Source organism: Nocardia sp. NPDC051832 (assembly GCF_040681285.1).
Taxonomy (GTDB): domain Bacteria; phylum Actinomycetota; class Actinomycetes; order Mycobacteriales; family Mycobacteriaceae; genus Nocardia.
The window spans coordinates 1180556-1200931 of the sequence record NZ_JBFAYL010000001.1 but is presented as its reverse complement, the minus strand read 5'-3'; the positions used below and the strand labels follow the sequence as shown (position 1 = coordinate 1200931).

17 protein-coding genes are annotated in these 20376 nt (G+C 67.7%); 6 read left to right on the top strand and 11 right to left on the bottom strand.

Annotated elements, in window-relative coordinates:
* Window positions 1–27: 27 nt before the first annotated feature.
* Window positions 28–525, bottom strand: coding sequence for a peptidylprolyl isomerase (locus AB0M14_RS05305; protein WP_364989014.1), 498 nt, complete (start codon window positions 523–525; stop codon window positions 28–30).
* A 113-nt stretch (window positions 526–638) separates the two neighbouring features.
* Here AB0M14_RS05305 and AB0M14_RS05300 point away from each other — a divergent pair, with 113 nt between their 5' ends.
* Window positions 639–3992 (top strand): arabinosyltransferase domain-containing protein, encoded by a 3354-nt coding sequence (locus tag AB0M14_RS05300; RefSeq protein WP_364989012.1) that lies wholly within the window; start codon window positions 639–641, stop codon window positions 3990–3992.
* A gap of 68 nt (window positions 3993–4060) precedes the next feature.
* Here AB0M14_RS05300 and AB0M14_RS05295 read toward each other — a convergent pair whose 3' ends face one another.
* The 5 genes from AB0M14_RS05295 to AB0M14_RS05275 all read right to left on the bottom strand — a co-directional run bounded on the left by AB0M14_RS05295 (window position 4061) and on the right by AB0M14_RS05275 (window position 11615).
* On the bottom strand, window positions 4061–4222 hold the full coding sequence (locus tag AB0M14_RS05295; RefSeq protein ID WP_194816755.1) for a hypothetical protein: 162 nt from the start codon (window positions 4220–4222) through the stop codon (window positions 4061–4063).
* 258 nt (window positions 4223–4480) lie between these two features.
* Complete coding sequence (locus tag AB0M14_RS05290) at window positions 4481–7963, bottom strand: arabinosyltransferase domain-containing protein (RefSeq protein ID WP_364989009.1); 3483 nt, start codon at window positions 7961–7963, stop codon at window positions 4481–4483.
* A 67-nt stretch (window positions 7964–8030) separates the two neighbouring features.
* On the bottom strand, window positions 8031–10031 hold the full coding sequence (locus AB0M14_RS05285) for a galactan 5-O-arabinofuranosyltransferase (protein ID WP_364989007.1): 2001 nt from the start codon (window positions 10029–10031) through the stop codon (window positions 8031–8033).
* A gap of 290 nt (window positions 10032–10321) precedes the next feature.
* Window positions 10322–10816, bottom strand: a complete 495-nt coding sequence (locus AB0M14_RS05280) for a hypothetical protein (RefSeq protein WP_364989005.1) — start codon at window positions 10814–10816, stop codon at window positions 10322–10324.
* Window positions 10803–11615, bottom strand: a complete 813-nt coding sequence (locus AB0M14_RS05275; protein WP_364989003.1) for an alpha/beta hydrolase — start codon at window positions 11613–11615, stop codon at window positions 10803–10805. Before AB0M14_RS05275 ends, AB0M14_RS05280 begins: the two co-directional genes overlap by 14 nt.
* 282 nt (window positions 11616–11897) lie before the next feature.
* Here AB0M14_RS05275 and AB0M14_RS05270 point away from each other — a divergent pair, with 282 nt between their 5' ends.
* From AB0M14_RS05270 to AB0M14_RS05260, 3 genes are read left to right on the top strand one after another with little or no spacing between them, the layout of a single operon-like run.
* Complete coding sequence (locus tag AB0M14_RS05270; RefSeq protein WP_364989001.1) at window positions 11898–12617, top strand: helix-turn-helix domain-containing protein; 720 nt, start codon at window positions 11898–11900, stop codon at window positions 12615–12617.
* A gap of 32 nt (window positions 12618–12649) precedes the next feature.
* A complete protein-coding gene (locus AB0M14_RS05265) occupies window positions 12650–12919 on the top strand; it encodes a helix-turn-helix transcriptional regulator (RefSeq protein WP_364988999.1) in 270 nt (89 codons plus the stop codon).
* A complete protein-coding gene (locus tag AB0M14_RS05260; RefSeq protein ID WP_364988996.1) occupies window positions 12916–13458 on the top strand; it encodes a hypothetical protein in 543 nt (180 codons plus the stop codon). Before AB0M14_RS05265 ends, AB0M14_RS05260 begins: the two co-directional genes overlap by 4 nt.
* Window positions 13459–13522: 64 nt before the next feature.
* Here the strand turns inward: AB0M14_RS05260 and AB0M14_RS05255 are convergent, their stop codons facing one another.
* Window positions 13523–14302 (bottom strand): decaprenylphospho-beta-D-erythro-pentofuranosid-2-ulose 2-reductase, encoded by a 780-nt coding sequence (locus AB0M14_RS05255; RefSeq protein ID WP_364988994.1) that lies wholly within the window; start codon window positions 14300–14302, stop codon window positions 13523–13525.
* Window positions 14299–15783 carry an FAD-binding oxidoreductase gene (locus AB0M14_RS05250; protein WP_364988991.1) on the bottom strand — a complete coding sequence of 495 codons (1485 nt, stop codon included), beginning with the start codon at window positions 15781–15783 and terminating at the stop codon, window positions 14299–14301. Before AB0M14_RS05250 ends, AB0M14_RS05255 begins: the two co-directional genes overlap by 4 nt.
* A gap of 35 nt (window positions 15784–15818) precedes the next feature.
* Between AB0M14_RS05250 and AB0M14_RS05245 the strand changes: the two genes are divergently transcribed.
* Entirely contained in the window at window positions 15819–16274 is a 456-nt protein-coding gene (locus AB0M14_RS05245; protein WP_364988989.1) for a GtrA family protein, read from the top strand.
* On the opposite strand, the gene AB0M14_RS05240 is transcribed toward AB0M14_RS05245, so the two are convergent.
* Window positions 16271–16903: a pyridoxamine 5'-phosphate oxidase family protein gene (locus AB0M14_RS05240; RefSeq protein WP_364988986.1), complete on the bottom strand. Its 633-nt coding sequence runs from the start codon at window positions 16901–16903 to the stop codon at window positions 16271–16273. The two genes, AB0M14_RS05245 and AB0M14_RS05240, sit on opposite strands and share 4 nt — an antisense overlap.
* Before the next feature lie 206 nt (window positions 16904–17109).
* A complete protein-coding gene (locus AB0M14_RS05235; RefSeq protein ID WP_364988984.1) occupies window positions 17110–17469 on the bottom strand; it encodes a MerR family transcriptional regulator in 360 nt (119 codons plus the stop codon).
* Window positions 17470–17521: 52 nt separating this feature from the next.
* On the opposite strand from AB0M14_RS05235, the gene AB0M14_RS05230 reads away from it, so the two are divergent.
* On the top strand, window positions 17522–18154 hold the full coding sequence (locus AB0M14_RS05230; protein ID WP_364988981.1) for an NAD(P)H-dependent oxidoreductase: 633 nt from the start codon (window positions 17522–17524) through the stop codon (window positions 18152–18154).
* Here the strand turns inward: AB0M14_RS05230 and AB0M14_RS05225 are convergent.
* Entirely contained in the window at window positions 18151–20322 is a 2172-nt protein-coding gene (locus AB0M14_RS05225) for a molybdopterin-dependent oxidoreductase (RefSeq protein ID WP_364988979.1), read from the bottom strand. The genes AB0M14_RS05230 and AB0M14_RS05225 overlap by 4 nt on opposite strands.
* Window positions 20323–20376 lie beyond the last annotated feature (54 nt).

Sequence of the window (20376 nt, the reverse complement as noted above, 5' to 3'; positions counted from 1 at the left end):
CGGCCCGATTCGCGTATCTCCGGAAGATCAGGCGATGCTGGCGGATTCGATGACGACGTCGTCGGCCGGGACATCCTGGTGCCCGCCCGCGGAGCCGGTGGCGACGGCCGAGATCTTGTCGACCACCTCGCTGCCCTCGACGACCTTGCCGAAGACGGTGTAGCCCCAGCCCGACGGGGTCGGCGCCGAGTGGTTCAGGAAGTCGTTGTCGGAGGTGTTGATGAAGAACTGCGCGGTGGCCGAGTGCGGGTCGTTGGTGCGGGCCATCGCGACGGTGTACTTGGTGTTCTTCAGGCCGTTGGTGGCCTCGTTCTGGATGGGCGCCTGGGTGCCCTTCTGGCGCATGCCGGGTTCGAAGCCGCCGCCCTGAATCATGAAGTTCGGGATGACGCGGTGGAAGATGGTGTTGTTGTAGTGGCCGGAATTCACGTAGCTCACGAAGTTCTGCACCGTGTTCGGCGCCTGGGCATCGTCCAGCTCCAGCACGATGGGACCGTAATTCGTCACGAGATTCACCTTGGTCATACCCCCACCCTGCCAAATACCCCGTTCCCGGTCAGCCACTCGGGTCCTTTTTCGGTGTTCCAGCTATTGGTCGAGGGGGCTTTCGAGCACCACTCCAGCTAGCATTGCCAACCGTGTCAGACGCCGCCACAGCTGTACTCGAACGCCCGGCCCCCGCTCCGGCCGTCGCCCCTAGCGATTTCCGGACCGCGCGCACGATCGCGCTGATCACGGGCTTGATAGGCGCGTTGCTGGCGCTGGCCACACCGTTTCTTCCGGTCACTCAGACCACGGCGACGCTGACCTGGCCGCAATCCGGCACGCTCGGCAATGTCACCGCGCCGTTGATGTCGCAGGTGCCGATCGAGCTGAAGGCCACGATTCCGTGTTCGGCCGTGGAATCGCTGCCCGCGCAGGGCGGCATGCTGCTGGCGACCGCGCCGCCGCAGGGCGACCAGGCGGCGCTGGAGGCGATGTTCGTGCGCGTCTCCGCCGACTCCGTCGATGTGGTCGACCGCAACGCGGTGGTGGCGTCCGCGCCGCGGTCGGACATGGGGCAGTGTTCCTCGATCCTGATCTCCTCCAACAGCGACCGGACCCGTGCCGAGTTCGCGGGTCTGACCCGGGAGGTGGAGAAGCAGGTCGAAGGCGCGGATTCGGTCATCGTGCGGGAGCCGCTCATCGGTGATCTGCTCGGCGATCATCGCCCGCAGATCGTCGGTGTGTTCTCGGATCTGCGCGGTGCGGCGCCCGCGGGTCTGTCCTTCGAATCGACCATCGATACCCGTTTCACCACCAGCCCCAGCGTGACCAAGCTGGTCGCGATGATCGCGGCGGTGCTGCTGACCCTGATCGCGCTCGGTGCGCTGGCCAAGCTGGACACCAGCGACGGCCGCGGGCATCGGCGCTTCTTCCCGGCGCGGTGGCTGAAGCCGACCTGGGCCGACGGCGCGGTGGTCGGCACGCTGCTGGTGTGGCACTTCATCGGCGCCAACACCTCCGACGACGGCTACATCCTGAGCATGGTGCGGGTCGCGCCGCACGCCGGCTACATGGCCAACTACTTCCGCTGGTACGGCGTCCCGGAGGCGCCGTTCGGCTGGTACTACTACGTGATCCAGGCGTTCGCGGAGATCTCCACCGCAAGCCCGTGGGTCCGGGTGCCCGCGCTGATCTGCGCGATCCTGTGCTGGATGGTGATCAGCCGCGAGGTCGTGCCCCGCCTCGGCCGCGGTGTGCGCAACAGCAAGGTGGCGCTGTGGACCGGCGGCCTGGTGTTCCTCGCGTTCTGGCTGCCCTACGACAACGGTCTGCGCTCGGAGCCCATCGTCGCGCTGGGCGCGCTGCTGACCTGGGTTTCGATCGAGCGCGCCATCGCCACCGGGCGGATGTTGCCCGCGGCGGCCGCGGTGCTCATCGCCGCCTTCACCTTGGCGGCGGCGCCGACCGGTCTGATGTGTGTGGCGGCGCTGCTCGCCGGGATCCGCCCGCTGATCCGGATCGTGGTGCGCAGGCGCCGCGACTTCATGAAACTCGGCGCCTCGCCCTGGTGGGGTTCGACCCTGCCCTTACTCGCGCCGGTCGCGGCGGCGGGCGTGCTGGTGCTGACCGTGGTCTACAGCGACCAGACCTTCTCGGCCATCCAGGAAGCCAACCGGGTGCGGCAGGCGACCGGCCCGAACCTGGCCTGGTACGAGGACTACCTGCGCTACTACTACCTGTTCGTGGAGACGGTGGACGGCTCGCTGCCGCGCCGGTTCGCGTTCCTGACCATGCTGCTGTGCCTGTTCACCACCATGCTGGTGCTGCTGCGCCGGCGTCAGGTGGCGGGCATCGCGAGCGGGCCGACCTGGCGGTTGATGGGCATCGTCTTCGGCACCATCTTCTTCATGATGTTCAACCCGACGAAGTGGACGCACCACTTCGGCGCGTACGCGGGCATCGCGGGCTCGCTGGCCGCGGTCACCGCGGTCGCGGTGTCGGCCACCGCGCTGCGGCATCGCAAGAACCGGGCCATCTTCCTGGCCGGGCTGCTGTTCGTGCTCGCGGTGTCGTTCTCCGGCATCAACGGCTACTGGTACGTCTCCAGCTTCGGCGTGCCGTGGTTCGACAAGCGGATCTCGTTGCAGGGCTACCAGGGCAACACCCTGATGCTGGTGCTGTTCGGTGTGGCGCTGGCGCTGGTCGCCTGGCACGCACTGCGGGAGGGCTATGCCAAGCCGGAGAGTTCGCCGAAGTCCGAGCGCGGCCGGCGGATCCGGAAGTTCGCCGCGATTCCGCTGACCATCGTCGCCGCCGGAATGGTGGCGCTGGAGGTGCTTTCGCTGGTCAAGGGCGCTTACGCGCAGTACCCCGCGTATTCGCTGGCGCGTTCGAACTATGACGCGATCAGCGGCAACGCCTGCGGCCTGGCCAATGACGTACTGGTGGAAGCGGATCCGAACGCGGGCCGGTTGCAGCCGATCATCGACCCGGCGACTCCGCTCGCGGGCGACGACCCGCTGGCCGGTGTGGCGCCGGTCGGCTTCGACCCGAACGGCGTGCCGGACGACCTGTCCGCCGACAGCGTCGAGGTGAAGCCGGGCACCGGCAACACCTCCACCCAGTCGGTCGGCGCGGCATTCGCCGAGGGCGAGAGCGCGGGTACCGGCGGCGGTAAGGGCGCGGTCGGCGTGAACGGGTCCACCGTCGCGCTGCCGTTCGGCCTGAACCCGGCGACCACCCCGATCATGGGCAGCTACCAGCCCGGCGTGCAGCAGCCCGCGAGGCTGACCTCGAGCTGGTACGAACTCGGACCGCGGTCGGCGGACAAGCCGCTGGTGGTGATCTCCGCCGCGGGCCGCATCCTGTCCTTCGACGACACCGGCGACATGAACTACGGCCAGACGCTGGTCGTCGAATACGGCAAGCGCCTGCCCGACGGTTCGGTGGGCAAGCTCGGCGACTACCTGCCGCGCGATATCGGCCCGTTCCCGTCCTGGCGCAACCTGCGGGTGCCGCTGTCGGAGCTGCCGGCCGAGGTGGACGCGGTGCGCATCGTCGCCAACGACCCGATCCTGATCGGTGACCAGTGGCTGGCCTTCACGCCGCCGCGCATGCCGAAGCTGGAGTCGCTGAACAACTTCCTGGGTTCCGAGCAGCCGATCCTGGAGGACTGGGCGGTCGGCCTGCAGTTCCCGTGCCAGCAGCCGTTCCTGCACAAGAACGGCGTGGCGCAGGTGCCGAAGTTCCGCATCCTGCCGGATCGGCCGCTGGCCATCAGCTCCACCAACACCTGGCAGGCGCAGGAGTTCGGCGGCCCACTCGGCTTCAGCCAGATGCTGGCGAAGTCGACGACCCTGCCGACCTATCTGAAGGACGACTGGGCTCGGGACTGGGGTTCGCTGGAACGTTACGACCAGTACCTGCCCGCCACCGCGGCGCAGCTGAAAACCGGCACCGAAACCCGCTGGGGTTTCTGGTCGCCCGGGATGATGCGGGTCTTCTAGCCCGCCGGTTACACGAACAGCAGGCCCGCTGAGCAACTCTCAGCGGGCCTGCTGCTGTGCGTAGTGATTTATACCTTCAACATGCGCCGGCCGAGCTCGCGGCGCAGCACCTCTTGCGAGGGCAGCCGCCCGAGAACCCGCAGTACTTCCGGACGCAACTCCGATTGCTCCTCGTCGGTGAGCAGATCGACGAGATCGCGCAGACCCATGTCATCGAACGCCGCTGTCATACTGCACACATTACGTCCCGGACGCGTCCTCGTCTCTATTTCGACTCATCGGTTACGAAGGTGTCATCGCTACGAAACGGTCAGTCCCCCAAGTGCTTTCATGATCTTGGCGTGGGTACTCCGGCGTAACCGGGTCGGAATATTGACAAAAAGTAAACGCCGCCCCGGCGGGGCGGCCGTCTACTGTCAGATATGTCCAGAAAGTGATAGCACGGCCGGTAGCGTGCCGGTAGCTCTTTCCTCGATCCGGCCCGGAGATCAGGGGATCCGGATGGGGGCGTCCTCGGCCAGTCCCCAGCGCCGCACCACCGTGGCGCCGATGGTCGCCGGAGCGGCGGCCGGGTCGTAGGGCGTGAACCGCTCCAGCGCGCCCCAGTCCCGGCCCCAATCCTGGTCGAGATAGGTGGGGATGGTCTCCGCCTGCAACAGCAGACTGGTCCAGCCCAGCGGGCCGCCGCCGATATCGTCCTGCCAGGCGTTGGAGGCGTCCGAGCCGACCCGGTCGGGCAGGATGCGCCACTTCGGCACCTCGGCGACGCCGTCGTGGTGATCGAAGGGCCGCTGGCAGGGGAAGGCCAGGCCGACGTGCCAGTCCAGCAGCACCGGATCCGTGGATCCCACCACGGAATTCAGGGAGGCCAGGCGGGGCAGCCGCGGCGGGGTGACGGCCAGCCACTGCTTCGGGGTGATGTCGTTGTCGACGGCGACCAGGCGCACCGCGTTCACGCCCGCGGGCAGCTGTTCCAGCGGGACGCGCAGGTTCCGCCAGGACGGGGCCGGCCCGATATCCATCGGGTCGATGGAACCGACATCGGTGAACCGGCCGTCAGCCGTGCGGGTGCCGTACTCCAGGTGCAGTTCCTGGCCATAGGTGACGACGCCGTCTTGGTCCACCGACCGGATGCGGCCCGCCGCGGTAATGGCGAGCACCTGGTAGGCGGGGTCGTTGCGCACGCTGTCGGTGAGATCCAGGCGGTACCACTGCGAGGTCAGCTTGGCCTGCTCCTGCGCGCCATCGCTGTAACTACCCATGATCGGCGTGCGCGCCGGGTCCAGGCCGAACGGCAAAGCGACGGTGCTGCCGTTGATTCCGGTCTGCTCGGTGGTGCCGCCGCCGGTGCCCGCGCCGGTGGTGTTGCTGGTCTTGTTCTCGTCCTTGCTGATCGAGTTGGCGCCGCCGGAGACGGTTTCCTCCTGATCGGCGGTGAGGTCGGACGCCACCCCGTTCGGGGTGAAACCCGTGGATTCCGCGGACAATCCGTCGGCGGGCGAGCCGTCATAGGGTTGCAGCAGCGAGTCCGGTGTGTCGGTCTCGACCAGTACCGAGTTGGCCAGCGCGCACGGATCACCTTGCAGCGTCTCGATATTGGACTTGCCGATGGAGTAAGCCGGGTACTGCGTGACCGCCGCCTTGGCCAGCGACGCCACCTCGAACACCACCAGCAGCGCTGCCGCGATGGTCAGCGGCGCGGAGGCGAACCGATCGAAGCGCCTGGCGGGGAAAGCCTTCTGGTAGGGCGCGCGGTAGTGCTCCCAGATCGCCCACAGCAGCGCGAGCCCGGCGAGGCCGAGGAACAGCGTGGAGATGCCCTTGCCCGCCACCAGCGGTGCTTTGTCCCACCACGGCACGCCGTAACTGGAGACGTACCACCAGCCGTTGGACCCGGTGAAGGTGATGGCCAGCAGGAACAGCACCGCCGCCGCGAACAGGGCCCGGTTGCGCCGGAATCGAATGCCCTCGCTGCCCACCGCGACCGCCGCCAGCGCGGCCAGCGAACCGGCCAGACCGGCGTACACGCCGAAGTGGTGCGTCCACTTGGTCGGCGTGAACATCATCAGCAGCAGGGACGCGAACACGATCCCGAGGATGCGAACCGACGGGCCGCGCGCGGTCCCGGGGATCCGGCCCTTACGGAGCACCTGCAGCACGCACACCAGCAACGCCAGCAACATGATCAGCACGCCGAACCGGCGGGCCAGCGAACCGTCGGGGGAGAGCATCAGCAGGGAGTCCCAGCGGGTGCGCTCGTCGAACCAGGCGACATTCGGTCCGATGATGGTGCGTACCCGCGTCGCCTCCATGACGGTTGCCAGCGTCTGATCGGCGAAAACCGCTGCCAGAACCAGGCTTCCGGCGGCCAGGCCGGGCGCGATCAGGGCGGCGTACCGGAAGAAGGTGGTGAGCCGGGAGCTGCTCGACGGATCGGCGGAGTCCGCCGCATACACCTTCGGCTTGCTCGAAACCTCGGCCGCATCGGCGGATTCCGGACTGGGCTCGGCGCTACCGGCTTCCGAGCCGATCGCGTCGCCCGCCGCGGGCACATCGGCGTGCGCGTCGTCGGCTCGCGCAGTGGAAGTCACTGTGCCGGAACCGGTCGCCGGCGCATAGGCGTCGGCGGCGATCTGCTGTGGCCGCTTGCCGTGGGCGCGCTTGACGATGATCTCGAGTACCGGGCGCGAGCCCGCGATCAACGCGGCCACACAGATGAGGCCGGTCGGCCCGGCTGCGAGCGAGAACGCGGCGATCAGGACGCCGATCGCGGCGGGCAGCAGTCGGCCGGTGGCGATCGCGCGCTCGATGGAGCACCAGGTGAGCAGCGCGCCGGCGGCGATCAGCGGCTCGGGACGCAGGCCGTTGTCGTAGGGGAGCCAGAACGCGAGGAAGACCAGCCCCGCGGTCCACAGCGCGATCTTGTGCCGTCGTACCCGGGCGCCGAGGCGGGGCAGCACCTCGCGTGAGATCACCAGCCAGCACGCGATGCCGGCGAGCAGCGTGGGCAGGCGGATCCAGGGGCTCGCGGCGGAGACCTTCGTCATCCAGGCCAGCACTTCGTAGGACCAGCCGAACGGTGCTTCGGGGACGCCGAGCCAGCGGTAGTAGTTGGCCATGTAACCCGAGTGCTCCGAGGCCCGGGCCATGTTCAGGATGTAGCCGTCGTCGGAGGTGTTCGCGCCGAGGAAATGCCACACCAGCAGCGTGCCGAGCACCACGACGTCGGCGGCGGTGACCCGCCACCAGTGCGCCGGGAGGAAGCGGCGAGCCCGGCGACCGTCGGAATTGTCGAGCAGATGCAAGGCGATCAGCGCGATCAGGGTGAAGATCGCGGCCGCGATCATCGCGGCCAGCTTCACCGCGCTCGGTGTGGAGGTGAAGCGCGAGTCGATGTCGGCGTGCAGGTGCGCGCCGGTCAGCTGGGCCTGGTCGAGTTCGGTGAACACCCCGACCACCTGCGGGCGGATGTCCCGGGTGACGGTGTTCTGGAACGGGGTGCCGTCTTCGCGCTGCGCGCCGAGGAACTCGACGGAGGTGCGGGCGTCGGTCGCGTCGATCTTGATCGAACCGCAGCCCGCGATCTCCGCGACCGGCGCGGACAGCAGGGGCACGTCGCGCTGCAACACCGCCAGGGTGCCGCCGGTGATCGAGACCACCAGGCCCTTGGAGGTGGCCTTTCCGGAACCGACCGGAATCGTCGACAACAACGTCCGGGTCGCGCCCTCGGCGGGCGCGGGGCCCTGGAGCGCCGAACACGGCAACTCGGCCTGCAACCGCAGCGGCACATACGACACCAGCGGCGCTTCCACGCTGGTGCTGTTGCCCGCCTGCGGCCAGTCCAGGGTCGCCCGGTCCTGCTCGACCGGTAAGACCGGCGTCAGCAGCGCCAGCACGAATCCGAGTAGCCCGGAGACGAGGGCGATCAGGCGGTAACGGTTGAACGCTGAAGTCGATCGGTCCGCTCGCACGAGGGTTCATGCTAACCACCGTGTTCGTGGAACCAACTCCGCCGACTATTTCAGTCCTGTTGCGGCGTCACCGCTGGACGGTGACCAGGGTGAAAGGACCGATATCGGTGGTGGTGAACGCCGGATCCGAGAACAGTGTCTTCGGGAAAGCGACCTGGTAGCGCTCGACGTTCGGGTCGTTCGGGTAGACGTCGCGAGCCAGGCGCAGGGTGTAGGTGTCGCCGCTGCGGCGGAACAGGAACGCGTCCGGCGCCCGCCACGGGCTCTTCGACAGTGCGCTCAGCAGCGCGTCCGAGGACTTCAGCGCGCTCCACTCCTTGATCAGCGCGGCGCGACCGGCGAAGTCCGCCAACGGGTTCGCGTAGTGCGAGGTCAGCGCCTGGAATCCGAAGTAGGGGTAGAAGGCCAGGAAGCTGGTGTCGGCGGTCAGCACGACCGACTGATCACGCGGCCGCCCGGTCTGCGCCAGCAGGGCCGCGTCGACCTCGCGGTAGTGCGCCACCGCCGAAGGGTGCCGCTTGTCCGCCCGCACCCCGTCACCGTCGGTATCGGTGTAGGCCGTGTTGATTTCGGGTGTGAGCACATGCGGAATGTCCTGCGCGAATGCCAGTGCGCCGAGCACCGCGAGCGTCGCCGCGACCGGCTTCAACAGCGCCGGCTCGTTGAACGCCTGGTACAGCGCCCGCGCGCCTTCCACGAATCCGAAGGCGCCCGCCGCAGCCAGCAGCACCTTCAGCGGCGCGTCCAACCGGAACGAGAGCAGCGTGGTGCCCGCCGCGGTCGCCAGCATCGACAACAGCGTCCACAGGTAGACCGCCACCACCCCGATGCCCAGCGCCTGCGCCCGCCGCGACGATCCGGCCCGCAGCACCAGCCAGATCGTCCCGATCAGGCACAGGCCGCCCTGCAATGTGAATTCGACCATGGGCAACGGCAATTCGGCCCCGGACTCCGGCAGATAGTGCAGCGCCGTCCCGGAACTCGGCAGCTTCGTGGTGAGCGTCTGCCAGAGGTAGGGCAGCCATACGATCGCCGCGATCAGCCCGGCGATCACCGCGATCGCGAGCAGCCGCGCCAGCGGCGGTATCGCGGCTTTCCAGGCCGGACTCGTCGCGCCGGCAACGGTATTCGCGCCCCGCGGGTTGTTGAGCGCGCGCTGTGCCCGCACCGCCACCCAGGCCGCGGTTACGCCCATCAACGCGACCGCGAATGCCGCGAGCAGGAAGTGCAGTGTGTAGAAAGTCGCGGCCAGCCCCAGGAAAAGCCCGGTTCCGACCACCGCGCCCCAGCCGCCCGCGGTCCGCTCGGCACCCGCCGCCACCGGCCGATGCAACGCGCCCCACGCCAGCACCAGCGCGGGCGCAAGCAGCATCACGATCACCGCGCTGTAGGCCTCCGGCGCCGCCCAGGTGATCGTCACCGCGGTAGTCGCCGCGGTCACCGCGACCGCCCAATCGGACCGAATCAGCTTGGACCACAACACGAGCGACAACACCGCCGCCACCGCGAGCGACCCGATCGCATAGGGCTTGAAGGCTTCCCACCCATCCATGCCGAGCACGTTCGCGACCCGCCCACCGGCCCAGAACCATCCGGCCGGATAGAACGGCGGCAGGTCCACATAGGTCATATCCCGTAGCGCCGCACTGTCGGTGAGCCTGGTCAGGTACTCGGTCCGGAACTCCTGATCAACCGAGACCCCGAACAGATACAACTTCGTCGCCGCGAGCGGCATCCCGAGCGTCACCGTCACGAACGTCGAAATCCCGGCCCAGGACAGCACGTTCGCCACCCACGGCCATTTCCGCACCCGCAGCAACCAGATCGCCGCGACAATCAGCACCGCCGCCCCGACCTGCCCCACCGTGGTCAACGCCCGAGTCACATTGGAGGAGTTGAACGCCGGCCACTGCACCATCGAAAACGCGAAAAGACCCACCCCCGCGACCACCACGGCAACAACCGCCGCCAGCACCGCTTCCCCCAGCCCCGCCCCGACCTGCCGAACCGCCGCCCCTGCTCGTCCAGGTGCCGCCGTCACGCCGGTCTCGGTAACGGTGCCGCTCATAGCCCCTCCGGTTCCCTCTGTCGTCCTATCAGCCCGAAAAGCCGTCGTCAGCCTAGTGCCCCTCGATCACCACCCGCAGTCCCGCCACGTCCCCGCCCCACCGCATCCGCGCATCCCACACCCACAGCCCGCCAAGCGTCCGCATGCCTGCCATCCGTTTGGGCCTTGCTGTTCCGCCATCCGGCGCACGGGGCCGTGCGGGTGGTCCCGGGCATGAGCAAGGCCCCGAACGATGTTCCGTTCGGGGCCTTGCTGTTCGGCGAGCGGCGGCGGTCCGGGCCGGGACCCCATCAAGCGCTGAGGGCCGCGGTGATCTTGCCGGCGATCTGTGTGGCGGTCGGGCTGGGCTCGATCTCGGCGGTGGCCGCCTCGATCGCGGTGCGGATCGTGCCGCGGAAGTTCTCGGCCTCGGCCGGATCCAGTTGGCCGAGCAGGTGCATGGATTCGGTCAGGGCCGGCAACACCTGGTCAGCGAGCTCGGCGACGGTTTTGCCGTCGAGCTTGATGTCCTTCGACTTGGCGGCGAGGACGTGGCCGACCGTTCCGGTCGCCGAGTAGAGGGCGGCGGTGCCCGCGGTCGCGGCTTTGTGCGGCGCACCGCTGGCGGCAGCCAGCAGGGAGACCGCGCCGTAGGCGGCGGTGCGCAGGGTGGCCTTGTTCTGGTCGGTCAGGGTGACGGACATGGTGTTCTCCTTGAAATCGGTGGTGTTGCCGGGTTTTTGGCGGGGGCGGAATGCGGTCAGCGTGAGCGCGCCGCGGTAGCGGGGACGGTTAGTTCTGGTCATCGGCGGCGGACTCGCGCACGGCTGCGGCGACGGCTTTGAAGTCCTTGCGCAGGATGTGGGAGTGGTTCGACGGCACCTGGGCGTGGATGGTCAGGTTCGGGTTCGCGGCCAGGACCGGGTCCAGTGAGGCGCGGGCGGCGGCCATTTCTTCCTCGCTGCCGCCCAGGTTGGAACCCGAGGCCAGCACGTAGCGCAGGGGCCGCGTGATCTGGTTCAGGGTGGGGGCCATGTCGGCGCAGATCTGGTTGATTTCGATGCCGACCTCGGCGTGCTGCTCGACCGACATCTTCGCGGCGAGGCCGAAGGGACGCACGATCGGGAACAGGAACCGCATCTTGTGGAACAGCTTGCGGATCTGCTCGCGGCCTTCTTCTCCGGTCAGCCCGTAGGGCATGGCCCCGTCGACGGCGACGACGCCGATGGTGCGGTCGGGGTTGCGTTCGGCCCAGTGCGCGGCCAGGGTCGCGCCGTAGGACCAGCCGACCACGATCGCCCGCTGCACGCCGGCCGCGGCCAGCACCGCGTCCACATCGCGCAGGCAGGCTTCGAAGGAGTAGTCGGCGGAGGTCTGGGACTTGCCGCGGGCCCGCTTGTCGTAGGTGATGTGGCGGTAGCCGTCACCCAGCTCGTTGATCAGCTTCTGCCACGGCTTGGTGTTGGCGTAGGCGCCGTTGATGTAGAGCACCGGGATCCCGGCGCCACCGGTGTCGGTCACCGACAGTGCGGTGTCTTCCACCGGCACCATCCCGGCCCAGGCGGAGGCGGTCGCAGCGGTCTGGTTCGCGGTCGTGGTGGTCATTTTCTTCTCCTTGCATCAGGGTTTCGATCTCCGAGGCTCCCGTTGTTTGGGAATCTCTGAATAATGAAGACAGTACGTTGCGTTCATAAAACTGTCAACACGCAATGCGAGATTAAATTTGCAGCTCAGGAACATGATCTGTCGAACATTGCAATGACAATGTTGGTAAACGCAAAGCCTCCGAACCCAGCATGTCTTTGCAATGAGATGCGTTTTGCCGCATACTGGTCAGCGGAAGCGGGCGCTGAGCTCCGCTTATCTCGAGAGATAAGGACCGATCCGATGCCCGGAGGCAGGCTCACCAACGAGGACCGCAGGCAGATCGCCGCGGGGTTGTCCGAAGGCCTCGGCTACGCCGAAATCGGCCGGCGTCTGGACCGCCCGGCCTCGACGATCATGCGCGAGGTCACCCGTAATGGCGGGCCCGGCGACTATCGCGCCGACCGGGCGCAGCAGGACACCGGCGTGCGCGCCCGCCGCCAGAAGCGGGCCCAGCCGCCTGAGCCGGAACTTCCCGACGTGGGATACGGACGTGATCCCCGGGCGGTGCAGGACATCGCCGACGCGTGGGCCGCGCAGCTGGTCGGTCAGGGCCTGCCCCGGATGGAGGCCAGGGTCCTGGCCTGCCTGCACATCACCGATTCCGGCGCGCTCACCGCGAGCGAACTCGTGCAGCGCCTCCGGGTCAGCCCGGCCTCGATCTCGCACGCCGTCGCATGGCTGGAACAGCAGGGCATGCTCGCGCGCGAGCGCGTGCCCGGCGGCCGCCGCGAACGCTATGTCCTCGATGAGGAGATCTGGCTCCGAAACTTGCTCGCCTCGCTGGAGTTGCAGCAGGCCCTGGCCGCCGAATCGCAGCGTGCCGCCGCGGTGCTCGGGCTGGATACCCCCGCGGGCATGCGTTTCGAGGATTCCGCCGCACTGCTCATCCATATGAACGCCGCCCTGCAGCGGGCGACGGAGGAATGGCGGGAGCGGCTCGCCGCTCGTAGAACTACTTGACAGAGTGTTGTGTTTTTACAACACTATGTTGTGTGAGCCCAGTCAGAAGGGGAGAAACCCTCCCGATCTACAACCGCATCGCTGTGCTGCGGGCCGAGCACCGGATGAGCCGCGCGGCGCTGGCCGAGGCGGTGAACGTGAACACGCAGACCATCGGCGCACTGGAGCGGGGCGACCACTATCCGAGCCTCGATCTCGCCATGCGGATCTGCGATGTCTTCGCGTTGCCGATCGAGGCGGTCTTCGCCCGGGCCGAGTTCACGCCACTGTCGGCCGAGATCTATACGAAAGGACGGCCATGACTACCACGACCAACGGCCTGCTCGACCGCTATCAGGATTACCGGCTCCGCCGCTGGCTGGTCCAGGAGGAGCGCCTGTCCGGCATGTTCCCGCGCTGGCGCACCCGGCGCCGCCGGCGCGCGCTGGTGCTCACGGTGGCGGTCGCGATCACCGTCATGTTCATCGCCGGCGTGCTGTGCGCCTTCAATCTGCGCGAGGCGGCACTGGCCATGCTGCCCGCGGCCCTGATCTTCATTCCGGCCTGGGGCCTGCTGCGGATCGTCTCGCAGGTCCAGGACAGCGCTCCGGCGGCCACGCTCGACGAACTCGAGATCGCGCAGCGCAATACCGCGCGGTCCATCGGCTTGTCGATCACCCAGTTCCTGGCGCTGCCGCCGGTGCTGTACCTGATCTTCGTTTCGTCGCTGTTCCCCGACACCAGCATCTTCCAGTCCGCCTACGCGGGCGGTGTCATGGTGCTCGCGACGCTGCTCGCCGGTGGCTGCGCCCCGGGCATGATCCTGGGCTGGAATCGTCTCGATCCGGATCCCGAATCCTGACCTGCCGTCGAAAACCGAACGGCCCGCACACCTTCGAGGTGTACGGGCCGTTTCGGCGTTTACGTCAGAGCGGCAGCTTGCGGAAGACCGGTCGCGGGATGTGCCGGATGACCGACATCAGGTAGCGCACCGGGCCGGGCGCCCAGATCAGTTCCTTGCCCTTCTCGGAAGCCGAAACCGCCAGCGCGGCAACCTCTTCCTTGTCCACCGTGAAGGGCGCTTCCTTCGCGCCGGTGGCCTTCCAGTGCTCCAGCGTGGTGGTGGTGCGCACCTGGCCGGGCCGGATGACCAGCACGCGCGGACCGTGCGGGCGCAGCGCCTCGCCCAGGCCCAGGTAGAACCCGTCCAGGCCGGCTTTGGTGGAGCCGTAGACGAAGTTGGAGCGGCGCACCCGCTCGCCCGCCACCGAGGACATGGCGATGATGCGGCCGTAGCCCTGCGTCTTCATCTTCTCGCCGATCAGCACACCGACGGAAACCGCGGCGGTGTAGTTGATTCCGGCGATCTGCACGGCCTTGCGCTGGTTCTGCCAGAGTTCCTCGGCATCGCCGAGCAGGCCGAAGGCGACGATGGCGACATCGACGTCACCGCTGTCCCAGGCCGCGTCGATGACCTTGGGGTGGCCGTCGGTGTCGAGCGCGTCGAAGTCGATGATGCCGACCTTGCTGGCGCCGGCCGCGTACAGCTGCTCCGAAGCCTGCTCCCGCAGTGGATCATTGGGCAGCATGCCCAGGATGATGTGCGCGGGCCCCTTCTTCAGGTATTCCGCGCAGATCGCCAGGCCGATCTCGGAGGACCCGCCGAGCAGCAGAATCGTCTGCGGGTTACCAACGGCATTGATCACTGCAGCTCCAGCCTTCTCGCCATATCGGACATGAAAACGCCTGTCGGGTCCACGGTGCGGCGGACCTTGATCCACTCGTCGATCCGCGGGTACATCTTGTGGAAGGTCTCGGCGGTGGTGCGCGAATCCTTCGCGGTGTAGAGCCGCCCGCCGAATTCCGTGACGCGCCGGTCCAATTCGGTGACCAGCTCGTTCAGGCTGGGCTTGATCGGGAAGTCCACGCAGATGTTCCAGCCCGGCATCGGGAAGCTCAACGGCGCCTGATTACCCGGACCGAACAACTTGAACACATTCAGCGCCGAATAGTGCCCGGACGCCTGGATGTCGATGATGATCCGCTTGAACTCGTCGATCGCCTCGGTCGGCACCACGAACTGGTACTGCAGGAAGCCGTTCGAGCCGTAGCCGCGGTTCCACTCCGAGATCATGTCGAGCGGGTGGTAGAACTGCGTCAGATTCTGCACCTTGCCGGTGTAGTTCCCGCCCATGGCGTAGTACGCCTCACCGATGGCCGACAGCGTCAGCTTGTTCATGGTGAAGTTCGGGAAGATGTCCGGCACCGTCATCAGGTGCGGTGCGTCGAACTTCAGCGGCTTCTTCTGCAGGCGCTTGGGCAGCTCGTCGAGCTTGGCCAGGCGGCCCCGGGTGATGGTGGCGCGACCCAGCTTCGGCAGCGGGCTGATCACGTCGAACCACGCGCTGGAGTAGGTGTAGTTCGCCTCGCTGCCGTCACTGTGCGCGGCGATGGTCTCGTCGAGGGTGGCGGTCTTCACACCATCGTTGAGGAAGTAGGCGGTCTCCGTCGGCGCCATCTCGATGGTGGCCCGCAGGATGATGCCGGTCAGGCCGTTGCCGCCGACCGTCGCCCAGAACAGCTTGGCGTTGCGCTTGGGCGTGATGTGGTGCACCGAACCGTCCGCGGTGAGCAGATCGATCGAGCGCACGTGGTTGCCGAAGCTGCCCTCGCTGTGGTGGTTCTTGCCGTGGATATCGGAGGCGATGGCGCCGCCGATCGTCACCTGGCGAGTGCCGGGCAGGACCGGGACCCACAGCCCGAACGGCAGCGCCGCCTTCATCAACTGATCCAGGCTGACGCCACCGTCCACATCGACGATGCGCGTGTCGCGGTCGATGCGGTGGATGTTGTTCAGCGCGGTCATGTCGACGACGAGGCCGCCCGCGTTCTGGGCGTGGTCACCGTAGGAGCGGCCGAGGCCGCGCGCGATGACTCCGCGGCGCAGATGCGCGGGCTTGCTGTCGTTGTCCTCGGCCACCATGGCGACTGCCTTGGCGATCACTTCCGGATCGCTGGTGGTGAGCACTTCGGACGAGGTCGGTGCGGTGCGACCCCAACCGGTCAGCGACTTGGTCCGCGTCGGCAACGTGAAGGTCGCGGCAGCGGAAACGCTGTCGTTTTCACTGGCGACGGGACCGCTGTCGGTGGTCGGTGCGGGGGTCGGAGCTTTCGTGGACATCGGCATAGAGGCTACAGGTTCGGCACCGTTAGGCTCAGCGAGTGCAAGCCGAACCACACCTCCCGCTGCCTGCCGAGCTGCCGCTGGTAGACGAGCCGGGCGGGACCGATGTCGACCTGAAGACTCAGATCATCCGGTTCACCGTCACGGGCGGGCTGTCGGCGATCGTGGACTTCGGGTTGTACGCACTGCTGTTCACCGTGGTCGGCCTGCCGCGCGAGCTCGCCAAGTCGGCCAGCTTCGTCGCGGGTACGACAACGGCGTACTTGATCAATCGCCGCTGGACCTTCAAGGCCGAGCCGAGCCGGGTCCGTTTCCTCGCGGTGATCGCGCTCTACGCGTGCACCTTCGCCGTGCAGGTCGGCCTGAACGGCGTGATGTATTCCACGCTGCCGGACCAATGGTGGCGGCTGCCGCTGGCCTTCCTCGTCGCGCAGGGCACGGCCACCGTCATCAACTTCGTGGTGCAGCGCCTGGTGATCTTCAAGATCCACTAGGCCAGGCGGGCGCCGGCGAGATCTCGTTCGGCCGCGCCCGATTTCGCGCCGAAGTAGTCGCCGCCCTTGGCGCGCACGTTGTCGGTGCCCCACTCGCGTTGTTCCCGGGGCGCGGGCGCGAGATGCGGAATGTGCTTGCGGCAGTGGATGTATGCCTCTTCGACATCCACCACCACCCAGTGTTCGGCGACCCGGCCCTTGAGATTCGGCGGTAGGTCGGCGACGCAGCGGCGCAGCGCGGCGTCCTCGACGATGCGGGCCGAACCGTTGATGTGCAAACCGATGAGGTCGCGGACGAAATCGATTAGCAGGATGCCTACGTGGGGATTCTCCAGGATGTTGCCGAGGCTGGCCATTACGCCGTTTCCCCGATATTCCGGATAGGCAATCGTGCGGTCATCGATGACGTGCAGGAATCCGGGCGGGCCGGCACGGAAACTGGTATCGCATTCGCCGTGTTTGTCGGCGGTGGCGAGGAACGCCATATCCATCCGGGCGACGAATTCGATCATCACCGGGTTGAGCCGGTCCAGGACCTGGTCGGCGTAGAAGCGATCGGCTCTGTCCTGCGTACCGTACCTGTCCTGCAGTTCGTGCTCACCGTCACTGCCGCAACGTGTTTCGGGCATGGGTGCCCCCTAGGGTTGCCGGAGCTGTCGAGATGTTACAGCCGCGTGCACCGCGGCTCCCCGATGAGCGCGCAGGCACACCAAATCTGATCCAGTCTAGTGGAAACCGTACGGGCTAATACCCGAAATCAACATTGCAAAAGCACCGAATGCTTAGTTAGCGCAAGCGTTTCCGAAGATTAGCTACATTCCGACCGGACGTTTTGTCAGACCTTTGCGAGGTCCGCGCGCAATTTCAGCAGGTTCGCCTTTTCGGCCACCAGTCGATCGATGCCGGCGTCCAGCTGGCGGCAGCGCTCGTCGAGCTGGGCCAGTACGGCTGCGCGGTCCTCGCCGGTCGCGTTCTGCGGTGCGGCGCAGAGGATGTGGATCAGCTCGGTGGCTTCGGTCAGGCTGAGACCGGAGCCGAGCAGGCAGCGGATGTCCCGCACGATCTGCACGTCCTCGGCGGTGTAGTAGCGATAGCCGTTGGGATGACGCCGCGGCGTCAGCGCGCCCGCGTTCTCGTAGTGCCGCAGCATCCGCGGGGTCGCGCCGGTGGCCTGGCTCAGCTCGCTGATCCGCATGTTCGGCTCGCTCCTTGACATTGACGTTAATGTCATACTTTAGCTTGGCAGCATGACGAACGAACAGCACCGCCCGAACGTCCTGCTCGTGGTCGCCCACCCCGACCACGATTCCGCCTCCTGGGCCCTCACCCGCGCTGTCGAAGAAGGCATCCGGTCCGACGGCAGTACGGCGGTCACCGTGCACGATCTGACGGCGACGGGCTTCGACCCGGTCTTCACCGCCGCCGACCTCGCCGTGCACCGGCTGCGCGGCGAGGTGCCCGCGGACGTCGCCCGGGAGCACCGGCTGGTCGAATCCGCCGATGTCGTCGTCGTGCTGTTCCCGGTCTACTGGTGGTCGCTGCCCGCGCTCGCCAAGGGCTGGATCGACCGGGTGTTCAGCCGCGGCTGGGCCTACGAGAACAGTGCCACCGAGACCGGCAGCGCCATCGATGAATTGCACTTCGTGGGATTGGCGGGCGTGCAGGAGCGGACCTACGACCGCCGCGGGTACAAGGAGTCGATGACCACCCAGCTGCGGCACGGCATCGCCGGCTACTCGGCCGTCGCGAACTCCTCCCTGACACTGCTCTACGGCACCGAGACCACCGACGCCGCGGCCCATCAGGACCTGGCCGCCCAGGCTTTCAAGCTCGGCGCGGACCTGGCGCAGCGCGCCCAGGCGGCCTTCGACCGGAGTTAGGTGGCGATCAAGGTCACCGGGACCCCGTTGAAGACCGCGTTCCCCGAGGGCGCGTCCACGATCGAATCATCCGTCAGCACATTGGCGTTCACGCCGGCGTGCGCCCGCGCTACGGTCTGCGCGCTGTCCTGGTGACCCCAGCCGTGCGGCAGGCTCACCACGCCGGGCATGATCGCCTCGGTCGGCTCCAGCGGCACCGTCAGGGTGCCCGCCGCGGACTTCACGACCGCGTGATCGCCCAGCCCGAGCTTTTCCACATCCTGGGGATGAATGTGCAAGGTGCACTTGTTCGATCCGCTGACCAGCGGCGCGACATTGTGCATCCAGCTGTTGTTGGAACGCAGCTGCCGCCGCCCGATCAGCACGAAATCCGGTGCGGGCTCCCCGATTCGGGCCCGCATCCGCTCCACCTCGTCGAGCAGCGGCGCGGGCGCCAGCTCCACCCGCTTGGACGCGGTGATCAGCACGCCGGGCAGCCGTGGCCGCAGCGGCCCGAGGTCGATGCCGTGCGGATTGTCCAGCAGGGCTTGCAGATTAAGCGTGCCACCGTTCCATTCGCCGTACGGCCCGACGCGCAGCATGAGGTCCAGGCGCTGCTCGGTACTGGTCGCGCCCTGCAACTCCGGGCGGCGATCGGTGAGCCCGGCCTTCTGCAGCGTGCCCGAGATGATCAGCTCGTCCACCAGTCCGACGACATCGCCGGTGTGCGGCTGCCCGGTCAGCGCCGCGCCCAGCCGCGCCAGCACCGCGGCCTCGGACGGGCGGTCTTCCAGCGGCACCAGCGGCGGCGAGTACCGGGCGTAATTGCGTACCGCGAACTGCAGCAGCGCGAAGTCGTAGTGCGGTGACTGCACCGGGCGCGGCGGCGGCAGGATGACATCGGCGTGCCGGGTCGTCTCATTGACGTACCGGTCCACGCTCACCATGAAATCCAGCTGCGCGAACGCCGCGTCCAGCCGGGCGCCGCTCGGCGCGGACAGCACCGGATTGCCCGCGACGGTGACCACCGCGCGCACCTGGCCCTTTCCGGGCGTGAGGATTTCGTCGGCGAGGGTGGCGACGGGCAGCTCGCCCATCGCCTCCGGCAGCCCGCGCACCCGGCTGGCCCAGCGCCCGATCCGGAACGGCTTGGTGCGGGGGATCCCGCCCGCCGCGGCCTCGGGGAACATCGCGCCGCCGGGCGAGTCGAGATTGCCGGTGAGTACGTTGATCGCGTCCACCAGCCACTGTGTGACGGTGCCGAATTCGGCCGTGCAGGTGCCGATGCGCGCGTACACGGCGGCGGTCGGCGCGGCGGCGAGCTCGCGCGCCAGCCGGACGATGGTCTCCGCGGGCACTCCGGTCCGTGTCGCGACCGCCTCCGGAGTGAATTTCAGGGCGGCCGTGCGTAATTCGTCCAGCCCGTGCACCTCGACCGACACCGCGGTCAACTCCTCGGCGAACAGCGTGTGCACGATCCCGAACAGCAGGTACGCGTCACTGCCCGGCCGGACGAACAGATGCTCGTCGGCCAGCTTCGCGGTCCGGGTGGCCCGCGGATCCACCACCACGAACTTTCCGCCGCGCCGGCGCAGCGCCTTCAACCGGCCCGGGAAATCCGGTGCCGTGCACAGCGATCCGTTCGATTCGAGCGGATTCGCTCCTAACATCAGCAGGTAGTCGGTGCGGTCCAGGTCCGGCACCGGGATGCGTAGCGGGTCACCGAACATCAGGCCGCTGGCCACTTGCTTCGGCATCTGATCGGCGGTGCTCGCGGAAAACAGGTTCTTGGTGCCCAGCGCCCGGATCAGCACCGGCACGTACAGCGCACCCGCCACGGTGTGCGCGTTCGGGTTGCCCAAATACAGTGCGGCCGACTGGTTCCCGTGCTCGGCGGCGAGCGCGGGGAAGCGTTCGGCGATGTAGTCGAAGGCCTCGTCCCAGGTGGCCGTGCGCCAGGTATCGGTGGCGCGGTCCCGGATCAACGGCTCGGTGACCCGGTCCGGGTCCTCGTCGAGCGCGCCGAAGCTGGCGCCTTTGGGACAGATGAAGCCCTGGCTGAACGGATCCAGCTTGTCTCCGCGCACCGAGGTCACGTGGTCGTCGGAGTCGAGCTGCAACTCCAGGCCGCACACCGCCTCGCACAGCGGGCAGGTTCGCAACAGGTTCCGAGACGTGATCTGGCTCATACAATCCAGGAAACCACAACGACCGGTATCCGCGCGTGGCGGTTACCGGTCGTT